The organism is Burkholderia sp. HI4860 (assembly GCF_002223045.2).
Taxonomy (GTDB): domain Bacteria; phylum Pseudomonadota; class Gammaproteobacteria; order Burkholderiales; family Burkholderiaceae; genus Burkholderia.
In genome coordinates this window covers 3,531,213-3,548,192 of the sequence record NZ_NKFO02000003.1, presented here as the reverse complement: position 1 = coordinate 3,548,192, position 16,980 = coordinate 3,531,213, and the positions used below count along the sequence as shown (strand labels likewise).

Here is a 16,980-nt window from a genome sequence, read left to right as displayed (position 1 = left end):
CCCCCGCCGCGATTTCAGCAGGCAGATCATCCACGACATGACGGAAACCGTAGCACTCAAGATCGTACAGCGCATCGCCACCGAACTGTCCGTCCAGCCGCGCCAGGTCGCGGCGGCCGTGCAACTCCTCGACGAAGGCTCGACCGTTCCGTTCATTGCCCGGTACCGCAAGGAAGTGACCGGCAACCTGGACGACACGCAGTTGCGCCAGCTCGAGGAACGCCTCCTGTATCTGCGCGAACTCGAGGATCGCCGTGCGTCGATCCTGTCGAGCATCGACGAACAGGGCAAGCTGACCGACGAACTGCGCGCCGCGATCGACGCGGCCGACAGCAAGCAGGTGCTCGAAGACCTTTATCTGCCGTACAAGCCGAAGCGCCGTACGCGTGCGCAGATCGCCCGTGAAGCCGGCCTCGAGCCGCTCGCCCAGGCGCTCCTCGCGAACCCGCTGCTCGACCCGCAGGCCGAGGCAGCCGCGTATGTCGACGCCGAGAAGGGCGTGGCCGACGTGAAGGCCGCGCTCGACGGCGCGCGCGACATCCTGTCCGAACAGTTCGGCGAGACGGCCGAGCTGCTCGGCAAGCTGCGCGACTACCTGCACAACCAGGGTGTGGTGTCGTCGGCCGTCGTCGAGGGCAAGGAAAACGAGGAAGGCGAGAAATTCCGCGACTATTACGACTACGCGGAAACGATCAAGACCGTGCCGTCGCACCGCGCCCTCGCGCTGTTCCGCGGCCGCAACGCGGGCGTGCTGACGATCAAGCTCGGCCTCGGCGAAGAACTCGACGCGCAGGTGCCGCATCCCGGCGAGGCGATGATCGCGCGCCATTTCGGCATCGCGAACCAGAACCGCCCGGCCGACAAGTGGCTGTCCGACGTATGCCGCTGGTGCTGGCGCGTGAAGGTGCAGCCGCACATCGAGAACGAACTGCTCACGCAATTGCGCGAAACGGCCGAAACGGAAGCGATCCGCGTGTTCGCGCGCAACCTGAACGACCTGCTGCTGGCCGCGCCGGCCGGCCCGAAGGCCGTGATCGGTCTCGACCCCGGCCTGCGCACGGGCGTGAAGGTCGCGGTCGTCGACCGCACCGGCAAGGTGCTCGCGACCGACACGATCTACCCGCACGAGCCGCGCCGCGACTGGGATGGCTCGATCGCGAAACTCGCACGCATCGCCGCACAGACGCAGGCCGAGCTGATCAGCATCGGCAACGGCACGGCGTCACGTGAAACCGACAAGCTCGCGGGCGAACTGATCGCGAAGCACCCGGAGCTGCGCCTGCAGAAGATCGTCGTGTCGGAAGCCGGCGCTTCGGTCTATTCGGCGTCCGAGTTGGCCGCGAAGGAATTCCCGGAGCTCGACGTGTCGCTGCGCGGCGCCGTCTCGATTGCACGCCGCCTGCAGGATCCGCTCGCCGAGCTCGTGAAGATCGAGCCGAAGGCCATCGGCGTCGGCCAGTACCAGCACGACGTGAACCAGCGCGAACTCGCCCGCTCGCTCGACGCGGTCGTCGAGGACTGCGTGAACGCGGTCGGCGTCGACGCGAACACCGCGTCGGCCCCGCTGCTCGCCCGCGTATCGGGCCTGAACGCGACGCTCGCGCGCAACATCGTCGACTACCGCGATGCGAACGGCCCGTTCCCGTCGCGCGAGCACCTGCGCAAGGTGCCCCGCCTCGGCGACAAGACCTTCGAACAGGCCGCCGGCTTCCTGCGCATCAACGGCGGCGAGAATCCGCTCGACCGCTCGTCGGTGCACCCGGAAGCGTATCCGGTCGTCGAGCGGATGCTCGCGAAGATCAACAAGCGCATCGACGACGTGCTCGGCAACCGCGAAGCACTGTCGGGCCTGTCCCCGACGGAATTTGTTGACGAACGTTTCGGCCTGCCGACCGTGCGCGACATTCTGTCCGAACTGGAGAAGCCGGGCCGCGATCCGCGCCCCGAATTCAAGACCGCGACGTTCCGCGAAGGCGTCGAAAAAGTGTCGGATCTCGTGCCCGGCATGACGCTCGAAGGCGTCGTGACGAACGTCGCCGCGTTCGGCGCGTTCGTGGACATCGGCGTCCACCAGGACGGCCTCGTCCACGTATCCGCGATGTCGACCAAGTTCATCAAGGATCCGCACGAAGTCGTGAAGGCCGGCCAGGTCGTCAAGGTGAAGGTGCTCGACGTCGACGTGAAGCGTCAGCGCATTGCGCTGACGATGCGCCTCGACGACGATGCGGCGGCACCCGGCATGGCGTCGCGCGGCAGCCAGGATCGCGGCAACGCGGGGCGCGGCGCGGCCCGCCCGCAGCAGCGTTCGCGCGAGCCGGAACCGGCAGGCGCGATGGCCGCGGCATTCGCGAAGCTGAAGCGCTGAGCACCCGCAAGCCGCTGCGCGACAGATAAAAAAGCCCGCCGAAAGGCGGGCTTTTTTACGACTTCGGCAAACACGGCGCGCGGCCGGACGGCCCGCGCGCCATACGTTGCGTCAGATCTCGATCTTCGTCCCGAGTTCGACCACGCGGTTCGCGGGGATCGAGAAGAAGTCGGTCGGCTTCGCGGCATTCTGGTGCATCCAGGCGAACACGCGCTCGCGCCAGATCGACATCCCGGGCAGATGCGTCGGCACGACCGTTTCGCGCGCGAGGAAGAACGACGTATCCATCAGCTCGAACGTCATGTCGTGCGTGCGGCCGAATTCCTCGAGCACGGCCTTCACGTCCGGCGTCTCGTTGAAGCCGTACTCGGCCTTGACGATATACAGGCCGCCCCCCGCATCACGCGAGGATTGACGCTTGTCGTCGCGCACGTAAGGAATGTCGCGCGTGACGAACGTGAGGAAAATGGTGCGCTCGTGCAGCACCTTGTTGTGCTTCAGGTTGTGCAGCAGGCTGACGGGCACGAGCTTGTCGTTGCCGGTCAGGTAGATCGCGGTGCCCGACACGCGATGCGGCGGATGCGCGAGCAGCCCCTGCAGGAACGGCTCGAGCGGGATACCGTCGGCCGCCGTGCGCTCCTTGACGATGTGACGCCCCTTGTACCAGGTCATCAGCAGGAAGAACAGCAGCGCGCCGATGCCGAGCGGCAGCCAGCCGCCCTGCGCGACCTTCAGCAGGTTCGCGCCGAAGAAGCCGAGGTCGACCGCGAGAAACACCGCGATGATCGCGCCGACCAGCAGCCGGTTCCAGTTCCACACCTTCACCATCACGACCGCGGCGAGCACGGTCGTGATCACCATCGTCGCCGTCACCGCGATACCGTACGCGGCCGCGAGGTTGTCGGAGCTCTTGAAGCCGATGACGATGCAGAGGATCACGAACAGCAGCAGCCAGTTCACGACCGGCACGTAGATCTGGCCGATCGCGAGCTCCGACGTATGCAGCACCTTCATGCGCGGCACGTAGCCGAGCTGGATGGCCTGCGACGTCAGCGAATACGCGCCCGAGATCACCGCCTGCGACGCGATCACGGTCGCGACCGTCGACAGCACGACGAGCGGCAGCAGCCCCCATTCGGGCGCCAGCAGGAAGAACGGGTTTTCGATCGCCTTCGGGTTCTGGATCAGCAGCGCGCCCTGGCCGAAGTAGTTCAGCACCAGCGACGGCATCACGAGCCCGTAGGCGGCGATGCGGATCGGCTTCGCGCCGAAGTGCCCCATGTCCGCGTAGAGCGCTTCCGCACCGGTCAGCACCAGCACGACCGAGCCGAGCACGACGTACGCCTGCAGCAGGTGATCGGCCATGAACGACGCCGCGTAATACGGGTTGATGGCGGCCATGATGCCCGGCACGCGCACGATGTGGTACACGCCGAGCGCCGCGATCACGACGAACCATAGCACCATGATGGGGCCGAACAGCTTGCCGACCAGTGCGGTACCGTGACGCTGGATCCAGAACAGCGCGATCAGGATCACGATCGTGATCGGCAGCACGAGATGGGACAGGTGCGGCGTCGCGATTTCGAGGCCTTCGACCGCCGACATCACCGAGATCGCCGGCGTGATCACCGCGTCCCCGTAGAACATGCACGCGCCGAAGATCCCGAGCGCCATCAGCGCACCCGCGACGCGGGTCTTCGAGTCGAGCGGCCGCAACGACAGCGCCATCAGCGCGAGCACGCCGCCTTCGCCGTTGTTGTCCGCCCGCATCACGAACAGCAGGTACTTGATGCCGACCACCAGGATGATTGCCCAGAACAGCAGCGAGATCACGCCGAGAATCGATCCTTCGGTGAGCGGAATGCCGTGTGCGGGGCTGAACGCCTCCTTGAGCGAATACAGCGGGCTGGTGCCGATGTCGCCGAACACGACGCCGATGGCTGCTATCGCTAGCGCCCGCATCGAGTGTTGTTGCGTCGAATGCGGCGCGTGTGCTGCGTCGGTCGCGTGGATCGTGTCGTTCATATGAAGCGTAATAATCGGGTCCGGGTCGGACAAAACGAGCGCTATTCTACTCGCGCCCCCGTGAAACGCCGCCCTGCTCTGTTGCCTTGTCACCACGTGATCCACGCTGCGCATGCAATCCGGCGCGAGCTGTGGCAGGGCTGCCAATCATAGCCGGGGCAGCGCGGTCTGCCTACCGGATCCGCGGCACGCGCGGCGCCGGCGCGTATGGCGCCCCAACGAAAAACGGCGCCGCAAGCGGCGCCGTACAAGGCTTTCCTTCGATTGGCCGGCCGCTTACGCGCCCGAGCCGTCGCGCTGTGCGCGACCGCGCTTGATCCACGCCTCGAGGTTGTGCGGGCGAACCGTGTCCCACTCCTCGAACGGCTGATGAATCCACGGATTCGTCGGCAGGAACTGCGTGTGATAGTCGGGCTTGACCTTCGAGCAACCCTTGTACCAGAGCACGGCCGAGCGCACGGCCGTTACCGACGGATAGCGCTCCTTCAGGTGCTCCTGCACGCGCGCAAGCGTGACGCCCGAATCGACGAGATCGTCGACCAGCAGCACGTTGCCCGCCAGGTTGCCGCGCGTCATCGTGATGTACTGCGCGATATCGAGTTCGCCCTGCTCCGTGCCGGCCGCTTCGCGGTACGAACTCGTCGCGAGGATCGCGAGCGGCACGTCGTAGATGCGCGACAGTTGATCGCCGACGCGCAGGCCACCGCGCGCGAGGCACAGGATCTGGTCGAACTTCCAGCCCGATGCATGCACCTGGAGCGCGAGCAGCTCGATGAGACGGTGATACTCGTCCCAGCCTACCCACAGGTTCTTGTCGTCGTTGCGCGGATCGGTCATCAAGTCTGCCGCCGTCATCGTGATTTGCTGCGTCATCTGAAAATTACACCTTGAACGGATGGCGGAGCAGGATCGTTTCGTCGCGGTCCGGACCCGTCGACACCATGTCGACCGGCACGCCAGCCACTTCCTGGACGCGGGTCAGGTAAGCCTGCGCGTTCGCCGGCAGGGCTTCCCACGTCTTGATGCCGACCGTGCTTTCCTTCCAGCCGGCAAACGTTTCGTAAACAGGCTCGCAACGGGCCACGTCAGCGGCGCCGCGCGGCAGGATGTCCGCATCCTTGCCGTCGATCTTGTAGCCGACGCACAGCTTGACTTCGTCGAGGCCGTCGAGCACGTCGAGCTTCGTCATGCACAGGCCCGACACGCCGTTGATCTGGATCGAGCGGCGCAGCGCGGCGGCGTCGAGCCAGCCGGTGCGGCGCGGACGGCCGGTGACCGAACCGAACTCCTTGCCGACGTTCGCGAGCGTGACGCCAACCTGGTCCTGACGCTGCGGGTTATCAGCATCGTACAGTTCGCTCGGGAACGGGCCCGAGCCGACGCGCGTGCAATAGGCCTTCGTGATGCCGAGGATGTAGTTGAGCTTCTGCGGACCCACGCCCGCGCCGGCCGACGCCGCACCTGCGACGCAGTTGCTCGACGTGACGAACGGATAGGTGCCGTGATCGATGTCGAGCAGCGTGCCTTGTGCGCCTTCGAACAGCAGGTTCTGGCCCGCATTGTTCGCGTCGTACAGGCGACGCGACACGTCGGCCACCATCGGCTTCAGGCGGTCGGCATAGCCCAGCATCGTGTCGAGCGTGGCCTGGAAATCGACAGCCGCGCCGCCCAGGTACTGGGTCAGCACGAAGTTGTGGAAATCGAGGTTTTCGCGCAGGCGGTCAGCGAAGGTCTTCGCGTCGAACAGGTCCTGCACGCGCAGCGCGCGGCGGCCAACCTTGTCTTCGTACGCAGGGCCGATGCCGCGGCCCGTCGTACCGATCTTGCCGGCGCCCTTGCGCGCTTCGCGCGCCTGGTCGATCGCGATGTGGTACGGCAGGATCAGCGTCGTGGCTTCGGAAATGAACAAGCGGTCGCGCACGTTCACGCCGGCTTCTTCCAGCTCGCCAATTTCCTTGAACAGTGCTTCGGGGGACAGGACGACGCCGTTGCCGATGTAGCAGGCGACGCCTTCACGCATGATGCCCGACGGAATGAGGCGCAAGATCGTTTTCTTGCCGCCGATGATGAGGGTGTGGCCGGCGTTGTGACCGCCCTGGAAACGCACGACGCCCTGAGCGTGGTCCGTCAGCCAGTCGACGATCTTGCCCTTGCCTTCATCACCCCATTGCGTTCCCACGACGACGACATTGCGCCCGGGAGTCACGTTCACTGCGCTGGCAGACATGTTGATTCGTTAGCTGGTTAAAAACGTATTCTACCTATGTTCGCGGGCGATTCCGAATTTTTCCGTTTCGCTTCAACGATATGCACGCCGAAGCACGTCCCGCGAACGCCTGTTTATCGGGGTTCGACCACCCATGCACCGTTGCGCTCGACGAGCGAACGGTCGCATGCGAACTCGTCGAGCACATGATCGTGGCCCGGCAGCGCCTGGATCACGACCTCACCCGCATCGCGCAGCGCCGCGACGGCCGCGCTCAGTGCGTCGTCCTGCGCCCACGGCGCGAGAATCGCGGTGCCGCGCGCCTCGACCGGCGAAATCCGCGCGAGCTCGCGCAGGTCGAGCGAGAAGCCCGTAGCGGGACGGGCACGGCCATACGCCTGGCCGACGTGGTCGTAGCGGCCGCCCCGCGCGATCGCGTTCGGCACGCCATCGATGTAGGCACTGAACATCGCGCCGCTGTGATACGCATAGCCACGCAGGTCGCCGAGATCGATCGCCACTTCGGCACCTTTCGCCTGCGCCGCGAGCTGCGCCAGATCGTCGAGCGCCCGCGTGATTTCGGGCAGCACCGGCAAGCGTGCACGCGCCTCGGCGAGCACGCTTGCGTCGCCATAGAGATGCGGCAGCGCGCGCAGCGCGGCGCGCGTATCGGCACCGAGATCGTCGGTGAGCTCGTTCAGCAGCGGCACGTCCTTGCCTGACAGCGCGTCGTACAGCGACTCGCCACGCTCGGCGGCCTGCGCATCGCGCGCCAGCAGCGCCGCGAGCACGCCCGCATGGCCGAGGTCGAGACGGATGCGCGACAGGCCCGCGAGATGCAGCGCGTCGAGCATCAGTTGCTGGATCTCGAGGTCGGCTTCCAGCCCGGCATGCCCGTAGATTTCGGCGCCGATCTGGATCTGCTCGCGCGTCGCGTGCAGACCGCGCGGACGCGTATGCATCACGTGGCCCGCATAGCAGAGGCGCGTCACGCCCTGGCGGTTCAACAGGTGCGCGTCGATCCGCGCGACCTGCGGCGTGATGTCCGCACGCAGCCCGAGGGTGCGACCCGACAGCTGGTCGACCAGCTTGAAGGTGCGCAGGCGCAGATCTGCACCGCCGCTCGTCAGCAGCGATTCGAGATACTCGAGCAGCGGCGGCATCACCATTTCGTAGCCATACGAACGGAAGCGGTCGAGCAGCCTGCGGCGCAGCTCCTCGATCTTGCGCGCTTCCGACGGCAGTACGTCGGCGATATTCTCGGGAAGTAACCAGGTCGACATCGGTACGGTCCTACGACGGGAAACAGCGCGCGACACGCGCGCCGCGATGTGAATCGGAAATTCTGAATTCGGGCGGGACGAACGGCGGATAAGCCGTCCGGATCAGGTCTCCGGTCAGGTGGCGAGCAGCAGCAGTATGAGCCCGAGCACCATCACGATCAGCCCGCCGATCCGGATATGATGCGGCGGCCGCTCAGCTATTCTACGAAACGTGTCGCGCCAGGCGACGGGAAACACGAAGGGGAACGCCCCCTCGATGATCAGCATCAGCGCTACTGCGAGCAACAACGAGCCAGCCAGGTCCATGCGAGCGACGGCGCCGCTCGACGCGGCGCCCCAAGGTCAGTGTTTGCGGGGAGCAGGCGCCGCCGGTGCGGGACCGCCCGTCGGGCTGCGCATGAAGCGGAAGAACTCGCTGTCGGGATCGACGACGATGATGTCGTTGCGCTTGAACGTGTTCCGGTAAGCCTGCAGGCTCGCGTAGAACTGGTAGAACTGCGGATCGCGGCCGAACGCGTCGGCGGCAATCGTCGCGGCCTTCGCGTCGCCCTCGCCCTTGATCGTCTGTGCGGACTTGTACGCGTTCGCAAGCACGGCCTGCTGTTCGCGCTCGGCGTCCGCCTTGATCTGCTCGACGTCGGCCGCGCCTTGCGCACGCACCTGCGCCGCCTGATCGCGCAGCGCGCCGATCATCCGCTGATAGACGGCATCGGTCTGCGCGGCCGGCAAATCGACGCGCGTCAGCTGGACATCGACCACATCGACGCCGAAACCGGACGCCTTCGCCTTCACCTCGTCGCGGGCCGCATCGGCGATCGCACGCTGGCCGCCGAGCGCGTCGTCGAGCGCGCGCTTGCCGAACGCGTCACCGAGTGCGCTCTTCAGCGCGCCGGCGAGACGATCACCGGCTGCCGACGGGTCACCGCCCGTCGTCGTGAAATACTTCATCGGATCGCTGATCCGGTACTTCACCGCATAGGCGACGAGCAGGTCGCGCTTGTCTTCCGTTGCCAGTTGCAGCGGATCCGACGACTCGAGCGATTGCAGGCGCGTGTCGATCAGCGTGGCCGTCTGCAGCGGCGGCGGCAATTTGAAATGGATGCCAGGGCCGGCCAATTCGGGTTGCGCGCCGTCGCGCCCCGACAGCACGGCCGCATGGCGCGGATCGACGGTAAGGACGGTCGACGATGCCGCGAAGGCAACGATCACGATTGCGACGACGAGCGCAATGATTCGGTTCATGTTCTGCGCTCCCCGTTACTTCAGATCGTCTTCGCGCGACCGGCTGCGAAACGCCTCGCGCGATCGCAGCACGTCGGCGCCCGACGCCGCCACGGCCGACGCCGCACTCGCGGGCGCCGCCGCAGCCGGCGCGGCAGCCGCCGGTGCCGATGCCGCGTCGGGCGCGGATGCGCCCGTGGACGTCGCGGCGTTTTGTCGCCCCTGCTCGACGAGCTTGTCGAGCGGCAGATACACGACGCTGTTGCCGCCCTTGTTGCCGACGAAGACTTTCGTCGAATTCGAATAGATTTCCTGCATCGTCTCGAGATACATCCGCTCGCGGATCACCGCAGGCGCCTTCGAGTACTGCGCATAGACCTGCTTGAAGCGGTCGGCATCGCCTTCGGCTTCCGTGACCACGCGATCGGCATACGCCTTCGCTTCGTCGACGAGCTTCGCCGCATCGCCCTGCGCCTTCGGCAGCAAGTCGTTTGCATACGCTTGCGCGGCGCGCTTCGCGGCCTCGCGCTCGTCGCGTGCCTTCGCGACTTCACCGTACGCGGCTTGCGTCTGCTCGGGCGCCGCAACACTCTGCATCGTGACGGCCGTCACCTCGAGCCCCGACTGATAGCGATCGAGATCGCGCTGGATCGCGGCCGAGAGCTGCTCGCGCAGCGCGTCGCGGTCCTGGTTCAGCACGTCGGCCGCGCTGCGCGTACCGACGATCGCGCGTACCGCGGCCTGGGCGGCCTGCGAGACGCTGCGCTCGGGGTCGACACTGCGGAACAGGTAATCGGTCGCGGAACGGATGTGGTATTGCACGATGAAGCGCACGTCGACGATATCGGCGTCGCGCGTCAGCATCGCCGCTTCCTTCACGTTCGCGAGACGCACGACGTTGTTGCGGCCGATCTCGATCGAGCGAACCTGCGACGTATCCACGATCTCGTGCGACGCGAACGGATACGGCGCGCGCCAGTGCACGCCCTGACCGACCGTGCCCGACAGCTTGCCGAGCTGCAGCACGACGCCCGTCTGCCCTTCCTGCACGACGAACAGCCCGCTGCCTGCGTAGACCGCGACCAGCACGCCGATCACGATGCCCACGCCGACGCGCGCGGCTCGCCCGTTGTCAGGACGGAAGCCGTTGCCGCCCTTGCCGCCGAACAGGCCGTTCAGGCGCCGGTTGAAGTTGCGCCACATCTCGTCGAGATCGGGCGGACCATCGCCGTCGCCGCCTTGCGGACGCTTCGATTCGTTCGGGCGGGGACGGGATCCGTCTTTGCCATTGCCTTCACCGCGCCCCCAGCGGGGATCGTTGATCGACAGCAAGGCGCGCATCCGCCGCCAGGTACTCCGCTCGTTGTATTCGTTCACCAGAGTTTGTTCACCAGATTAGACGCCGACGAACCGGCCGGGACCGGTTAGCGCCCGTGTTCGGAAATCGTGTGGTCTTCGTGTGGTTCAGCGGGGGCGCCGTCGAGCGCGCCGTTGGGTAACGTCGCGCTGGAAAGGTGTTCCGCGGAGGCGATTTCGGCGATGGCGGCACGCAACGTATCAAGACCCTGACCGGTGCGCGCGCTCAAAAAGACGCGCGAAATATTACCATACTCGTCCCGCTCGACCGCGTCGCCGCGGGCCGCCAGCTCAGGCACGGCGTCGATCTTGTTGAACACCAGCACCTGGCGGATCGTGTCCGCGCCGATCTCGTGCAGCACGCCATTGACCTGCTCGATCTGTTCAAGCCTGACCGCGCTCGACGCATCGACCACGTGCAGCAGCAGATCCGCGTGGATCGTTTCCTCGAGGGTCGCACGGAATGCGGCGACCAGCTGGTGAGGCAACTCGCGGATGAACCCGACCGTATCCGACACGACGATCTGGCCAACCTCGTCGCCGAGGTACACGCGCCGCGACGTCGTATCGAGCGTGGCGAACAGCTGGTCGGCCGCGTAGGCCTGCGCTTTCGTCAGCGCATTGAACAGCGTCGACTTGCCCGCGTTCGTATAGCCGACGAGCGACACCGACATCGTGCCGCTGCGCGCGCGCTGGCGGCGTTGCGTGCTGTGTTGCCGGCGCAGCCGGTCGAGCCGCGACTTCAGCATCTTGATGCGTTCGCCGATCAGGCGGCGGTCGGTTTCGAGCTGGGTTTCACCGGGGCCGCGCAGGCCGATACCACCCTTCTGCCGTTCAAGGTGGGTCCATGCGCGAATGAGCCGCGTCGACAGGTACTGAAGCTGCGCGAGCTCGACCTGCAGCTTGCCTTCGTGGCTGCGGGCACGCTGGGCAAAGATGTCGAGGATGAGGCTGGTGCGATCGACCACGCGCCTGTTAAGTGCCTGCTCCAGATTACGTTGCTGGGCGGGCGCCAGTGCGTGGTTGAAGATGACGATTTCGACGTTGTGCGCGTCGCAGGCGAGCCGGAGTTCTTCGGCCTTGCCGCTGCCGATGAACATCTTGGCATCGGGACTGGAACGACGCCCCGTGAGGGTGACTGCGGGACGGGCCCCCGCGCTGGAGGCGAGAAGACTGAGTTCTTCGAGACTGGCTTCGAAATCGGTCTTGCCGAAATCGATGCCGACGAGCGCTGCGTTGATCAAATTTTCAGGTGTCAAGATAAGGCGGCTGGCATCGGTCGCTCGCGGCGACCGGATGCCGGCCGCTGCGATAGGTTAGGACGAGGCTTCCGCGTCCGGGTGGAAATTCACCGGGCGCGCCGGCACGACCGTCGAGATGGCGTGCTTGTACACCATCTGGGTCACCGTATTACGGAGCAACACGACGTACTGGTCGAACGATTCAATGTTCCCTTGAAGCTTGATGCCGTTGACGAGGTAGATCGAAACGGGAACGTGCTCTTTGCGCAGTGCGTTCAAAAACGGGTCTTGTAACAATTGCCCTTTGTTGCTCATGGCGTACTCCATCTTTTTTTGCAGGTTGATCTGGACTGGCGGCGAAGAAAAAGAGATCCGGCGCCAATCGCTACACTATAGCCGATTTTGCCTGGCTCGCCGGGGGCATAGGCCTTGCGGCCAACCCCTTGCGTGACGCGTGTAACAGACGTCTTCAGCTCTTGTCCGCGTACGGATTGTTCGACGAACGGAACTCTATGCGCAATGGAGTCCCTGTCAGCGAGAAAGTTTCGCGGAACCGGTTTTCCAGGTAGCGCTTGTACGTTTCCGTCACGGCGTCGAGCGCGTTACCGTGGATGACGATGATCGGCGGATTCTGGCCGCCCTGGTGCGCGTAGCGCAGCTTCGGACGCACCGGGCCGCGACGGCGCGGCTGCTGGAATTCTACCGCCTCGATCAGCGCGCGCGTGAGCTTCGGCGTCGGCAGCTTCGCCATCGCCGCCGCGTACGCGTCGTCGACCGAGCGCATCAGCGTGCCGATACCCGTCTTCTTCGTGGCCGAAATGAAGTGCGATTTCGCGAAGTCGAGGAATTTCAGCTTGCGGGTCAAATCCGCTTTCGCGCGATCGCGCGCATGCTCGTCGAGCCCGTCCCACTTGTTGACGCCGATCACGAGCGCGCGGCCCTGTTCGACGACGAAGCCGGCGATGTGTGCGTCCTGGTCGGAAATGTCCTGCTGCGCATCCAGCAGAAGAATGACGACGTTCGCGTCGGAGATCGACTGCAGCGTCTTCACGACCGAGAACTTCTCGATCGCCTCGAACACCTTGCCGCGGCGGCGCAGGCCGGCCGTGTCGATCAGCGTGTATTTCTTGCCGTTGCGCTCGAAGTCGACGTAGATCGAATCGCGCGTCGTACCCGGCATGTCGAACGCGATCACGCGATCCTCGCCGATCAGCGCGTTCACGAGCGTCGACTTGCCGACGTTCGGGCGGCCGACGATCGCGATCTTGATGCCGCGCGAAGGATCGTTCTCGTCCTCTTCCTCCGGACGGTCCGCATACGCGACATCCAGCGCCTCGTTGATCATGTCGGTGACGCCGTCACCGTGCGCAGCCGAGATCGCACGCGGATCGCCGAGCCCGAGCTCGTAGAAGTCCGTCGCGACCGCCGTGTACTTCATCCCCTCGGCCTTGTTGACGACGAGGAAGATCGGCCGGCCGGTCTTGCGCAGGTAGTCGGCGATCGACTTGTCCTGCGGCGCGAGGCCGTTACGGCCGTCGACGATGAACACGACGACGTCGGCTTCCTCGACGGCCTGCCGCGTCTGGCGTGCCATCTCGTGCAGGATGCCGTCCTTCGCGACGGGCTCGAAGCCGCCCGTGTCGACGACCAGGTACGGCCGCTCGCCGACGCGACCTTCGCCATAATGGCGATCGCGCGTCAGGCCCGGCAAGTCGGCGACCAGCGCATCGCGCGAGCGCGTGAGCCGGTTGAACAGCGTGGATTTCCCCACATTGGGGCGCCCAACGAGGGCAATGACCGGTTTCATCTGTGTTTTCTACGGTGAAGCGCAGCAGCGGGAGGCCCGCTGCTGCGGGCGGCTGCGCTGAATGAAAATATCACGAATTCGCGCCGCGCCGGATGCGCGCGCCTGGCGCGCGCTGCGCGCCATCGTCTTTCGTCTCGAACTGCCTTTCAAATACCGAGCGGCCGGGAGCACCGGCCGCCTTCAAGTCACGCGGCCGCGGCGCACGGGACAAGCCCGTCGCGCCGCGGCCGCGCATGTTTCCTGCGCGTCAGCGCGGACGGAATCCGTACAGGCCGCCGTCCTTCGTCTGCACGACGAGCGTATTGCCCGCGAGGACCGGCGCCGCCGTAATCGCGCTGCCGTCCGTCTTCATCCGTGCGATGAAGCTGCCATCTTCGCGCGACAGGAAGTGCACGAAGCCCTTGTAGTCGCCCAACACGACCGCGTGCCCGAGCAGGTACGGCACGCCGACGTCACGGCTCTTCAGCTTGTCGTTGCGCCACAGCTGGTTGCCCGACGCAGCGTCGTACGCGGTCACGACCGACCAGTCGTCGCCGCCGGCGACCACCGAATCGTCCTGCGCGAGGCCGCTGCGGCTCGAGAACGCCTTTTCCCACAGCGGGCGGCCCGAGTTCGCATCGAAGCAGCCAAGCTGACCCTGGAACGTCACCGCGCAGGCTTCCGCGCCCACGAGCGTCGGCGGACCGCTGACGTCGTTGATGCGCTCGACTTCGGTCACGCCCTTCGGGAACGACACCGGCGTCTGCCAGAACGGCTCGCCCGTCTGCAGGTTGATCGCGACCAGCCCACCGCCGGGGAAGCCCGCCAGCACCGCCGCGTCACCCGCGAACGTCATGCCGGCCGACACGCGCAGGTTCAGCGGCACCGCGCGGTTGCGGTAGTTCCACTTCTGCTCGCCCGTCTGCGCGTTGAACGCGATCACCTGGCCGTCGATCGTGCGGACGACCACGAGGCCGTTGCCGACGAGCGGCGGCGAGAAGATCTCGCCCTGCACGGTGGTCTTCCACAGTTGCTTGCCGTCCGGGCCCAGCACGAACACGCCGCCCTTCAACGCACCGACCGCGGTCAGGTTGCCGTCGCTGCCGACACCGGCCGACAGGTCGGAGCCGACCTTCGCGCGCCAGAGCGTCTGGCCCGTCTTCGCGTCGATCTTCTCGACCGAACCGTTCTCGCCCGCTGCATAGACGGCGTCGCCCACGGCCACCGGCGAGAACAGGTAGCGCCCGCCCTTGCCGACGCTCGCCTTCCAGACCTGTTGCACGTCCATCACGGGCTTGAACTCGGTGAGCGGCGTCGGCACGCGGCGCGCGTCCTTCGACGACGAGCAGGCCGCCAGTGCGAGGACAGCCGCCGCGCAGGCAACGGGCACAGCGTAACGTTTCAGCAAATTCATCGGTTAGCGAAGCAGAGTTAAGAGGTTGAGGGGACCGGGGTTCAGCCGCCGAGCGCGTCCAGCTTGAACTGCACGAGCTGGCGCGCAGACTGGTCGTCCTTCGACAGGCCGTCGAGCGCGAGCTTGTACGCCGCGCGCGCATCGTCGGTCTTGCCTTGCGCGGCAAGCAGATCGCCGCGGCGATCGGCCACGAGGCCCTTGAATGCATCGACCGGCGTACCCGACAGCAGCGCGAGGCCCGCATCGTACGCCTTCTCGTCGAGCAGCAGCGACGCGAGGCGCAGCTTCGCGATCTGCTTGTACTCGTCATCCTTGGCGTGATCGGCGGCCCATTGCAACTGCGCCTTCGCACCAGCCGAGTCGCCGGCTGCGTACAGCGTCTTCGCAGCGGCGAGTGCAGTCATCTGCGCATACGGCGTGCTGCCGAACTTGTCTTCCATGTCGGCGGCCGCGCGCGCGATCGTCGCCTTGTCGTTCGCGGCGGCGGCCTTCTGGACCTGTTCGTACAGCCCGGACGCCTCGGCAGCCTGACGGCGCTGCCAGTAGTTCCAGCCGTTGAAACCGGCCGCGACGACGAGCGCCGCGAGCACGATACACGTGGTGAGGTTGCCCCAGCGGGCCCACCACGCCTTGACACTTTCAATCGATTCTTGTTCGTCGTGGTAACTCATCGGCGAGCGATTCCTTCCTGTTCAGGCTTTTCTTGTCGAGCGGATGCCAGCGCGATCAGTCGTCGCCGTCTTCGGCGGATGCAACCATCGCATTGATTAGGAATTCGGTCAAGCCTTCGACCGGTACGGTCTGCTGAACGTTCTTTTCCCCGTCTCCGCCCGCACCGCGCAGCGCTTTCACGCCCACCGTGCCGTTTGCGACCTCTTCTTCACCGAAGATCACCGCGAACGCGGCGCCGCTTGCGTCGGCCCGTTTCATCTGCGACTTGAAGCTCGCCGGCGCGCCGTCGGCGCTGCAGTGGAAGATCACGTCGAGGCCCGTGTCGCGCAGGCGCTCGGCCGCGATGAACGCCTGTTCGCGCGCGGTCTCGCCCTGGTGCACGACGTACACGTCGACGCCTTCCTGCTCGGGCGCGAGATCCTCTTCCTTCAGCAGCTCGAGGATCCGCTCGATGCCCATCGCCCAGCCGCATGCGGCGGTCGGCTTGCCGCCGAGCTGCTCGATCAGCGGATCGTAGCGGCCGCCGGCTGCAACCGTGCCCTGCGCGCCGAGCTTGTCGGTGACCCACTCGAACACGGTCAGGTTGTAGTAGTCCAGACCACGCACGAGACGCGGGTTGATCTTGAACGGAATGTTGTTCGCGAGCAGCAGGCGCTGCAGCCCTTCGAAGTGCGCGCGCGACTCGTCGCCGAGGAAGTCGATCAGCTTCGGCGCGTTCTGCGCGATTTCCTGCAGCGCGGGGTTCTTCGTGTCGAGCACGCGCAGCGGGTTCGTATACAGGCGGCGCTTCGCATCCTCGTCGAGCACGTCGGCGAACTGCTCGAGGTACTTGATCAGTTCGACGCGATGCGCGGCACGCTCTTCGGCAAGGCCGAGCGAGTTGATCTCGAGCTTGATGCCGGTCAGGCCGAGGTCGTCCCACAGGCGCTGGCACATCATGATGATCTCGGCATCCGCATCAGGACCCGCGAAGCCGAGCGCTTCGACGCCGACCTGGTGGAACTGGCGATAGCGGCCGCGCTGCGGACGCTCGTGACGGAACATCGGGCCGATGTACCACAGGCGCTTCGGGCCGTCGTACAGCATGTTGTGCTCGATCGACGCGCGCACGACCGCCGCGGTATTTTCCGGGCGCATCGTCAGGTTCTCGCCGTTCAGCGCGTCGGTGAAGCTGTACATCTCTTTTTCGACGATGTCGGTGACCTCGCCGATACCGCGCGTGAAGAGCTGCGTGTGCTCGACGATCGGCGTGCGGATGTTCTGGTAACCGTATGCGCGCAGCAGCGATTTCACCGTAGCTTCGAAGAACTCCCAAAGGCCGGCATCCTGCGGAAGGATGTCGTTCATGCCCTTGACGCCGGTGAGCTTCTCGATCTTGCGTTTTTGTTCAGTCATCGTGTGTGTGGAC

The 16,980-nt window shown here is 65.8% G+C and carries 14 protein-coding genes; 1 reads left to right on the top strand and 13 read right to left on the bottom strand.

Features of this window, described 5'->3' with window-relative positions:
• The first annotated feature begins 37 nt into the window (after positions 1 to 37).
• The gene (locus CFB34_RS31895; RefSeq protein WP_089440224.1) at positions 38 to 2,365 is read left to right on the top strand and encodes a Tex family protein; all 2,328 of its coding nucleotides are present in this window, start codon (positions 38 to 40) and stop codon (positions 2,363 to 2,365) included.
• A 111-nt stretch (positions 2,366 to 2,476) separates the two neighbouring features.
• Here CFB34_RS31895 and CFB34_RS31890 read toward each other — a convergent pair whose 3' ends face one another.
• The 13 genes from CFB34_RS31890 to hisS all read right to left on the bottom strand — a co-directional run bounded on the left by CFB34_RS31890 (position 2,477) and on the right by hisS (position 16,967).
• Positions 2,477 to 4,393, bottom strand: coding sequence for a potassium transporter Kup (locus CFB34_RS31890; RefSeq protein WP_089440225.1), 1,917 nt, complete (start codon positions 4,391 to 4,393; stop codon positions 2,477 to 2,479).
• Positions 4,394 to 4,669: 276 nt separating this feature from the next.
• Positions 4,670 to 5,266: a phosphoribosyltransferase gene (locus tag CFB34_RS31885; protein WP_006485899.1), complete on the bottom strand. Its 597-nt coding sequence runs from the start codon at positions 5,264 to 5,266 to the stop codon at positions 4,670 to 4,672.
• 7 nt (positions 5,267 to 5,273) lie between these two features.
• Positions 5,274 to 6,620 (bottom strand): adenylosuccinate synthase, encoded by a 1,347-nt coding sequence (locus CFB34_RS31880; protein WP_011352252.1) that lies wholly within the window; start codon positions 6,618 to 6,620, stop codon positions 5,274 to 5,276.
• Positions 6,621 to 6,733: 113 nt separating this feature from the next.
• Positions 6,734 to 7,882, bottom strand: a complete 1,149-nt coding sequence (locus CFB34_RS31875) for an ATP phosphoribosyltransferase regulatory subunit (protein ID WP_089440226.1) — start codon at positions 7,880 to 7,882, stop codon at positions 6,734 to 6,736.
• Between the two features lie 114 nt (positions 7,883 to 7,996).
• Complete coding sequence (locus tag CFB34_RS31870; protein ID WP_011352254.1) at positions 7,997 to 8,188, bottom strand: DUF2065 domain-containing protein; 192 nt, start codon at positions 8,186 to 8,188, stop codon at positions 7,997 to 7,999.
• Positions 8,189 to 8,224: 36 nt separating this feature from the next.
• Entirely contained in the window at positions 8,225 to 9,124 is a 900-nt protein-coding gene (locus CFB34_RS31865; protein WP_089440227.1) for a protease modulator HflC, read from the bottom strand.
• A gap of 15 nt (positions 9,125 to 9,139) precedes the next feature.
• Positions 9,140 to 10,480, bottom strand: coding sequence for an FtsH protease activity modulator HflK (gene hflK, locus CFB34_RS31860; RefSeq protein WP_089440228.1), 1,341 nt, complete (start codon positions 10,478 to 10,480; stop codon positions 9,140 to 9,142).
• A gap of 47 nt (positions 10,481 to 10,527) precedes the next feature.
• Positions 10,528 to 11,703 (bottom strand): GTPase HflX, encoded by a 1,176-nt coding sequence (hflX, locus tag CFB34_RS31855; RefSeq protein WP_171026909.1) that lies wholly within the window; start codon positions 11,701 to 11,703, stop codon positions 10,528 to 10,530.
• Positions 11,704 to 11,775: 72 nt separating this feature from the next.
• A complete protein-coding gene (gene hfq, locus CFB34_RS31850) occupies positions 11,776 to 12,015 on the bottom strand; it encodes an RNA chaperone Hfq (protein ID WP_006399927.1) in 240 nt (79 codons plus the stop codon).
• Between the two features lie 154 nt (positions 12,016 to 12,169).
• On the bottom strand, positions 12,170 to 13,507 hold the full coding sequence (gene der / locus CFB34_RS31845; RefSeq protein WP_046197066.1) for a ribosome biogenesis GTPase Der: 1,338 nt from the start codon (positions 13,505 to 13,507) through the stop codon (positions 12,170 to 12,172).
• 247 nt (positions 13,508 to 13,754) lie between these two features.
• Positions 13,755 to 14,900: an outer membrane protein assembly factor BamB gene (bamB, locus tag CFB34_RS31840; RefSeq protein ID WP_089425558.1), complete on the bottom strand. Its 1,146-nt coding sequence runs from the start codon at positions 14,898 to 14,900 to the stop codon at positions 13,755 to 13,757.
• 41 nt (positions 14,901 to 14,941) lie between these two features.
• Positions 14,942 to 15,571: a tetratricopeptide repeat protein gene (locus CFB34_RS31835; protein ID WP_089440229.1), complete on the bottom strand. Its 630-nt coding sequence runs from the start codon at positions 15,569 to 15,571 to the stop codon at positions 14,942 to 14,944.
• A gap of 55 nt (positions 15,572 to 15,626) precedes the next feature.
• A complete protein-coding gene (hisS, locus tag CFB34_RS31830; RefSeq protein WP_039360260.1) occupies positions 15,627 to 16,967 on the bottom strand; it encodes a histidine--tRNA ligase in 1,341 nt (446 codons plus the stop codon).
• Positions 16,968 to 16,980 lie beyond the last annotated feature (13 nt).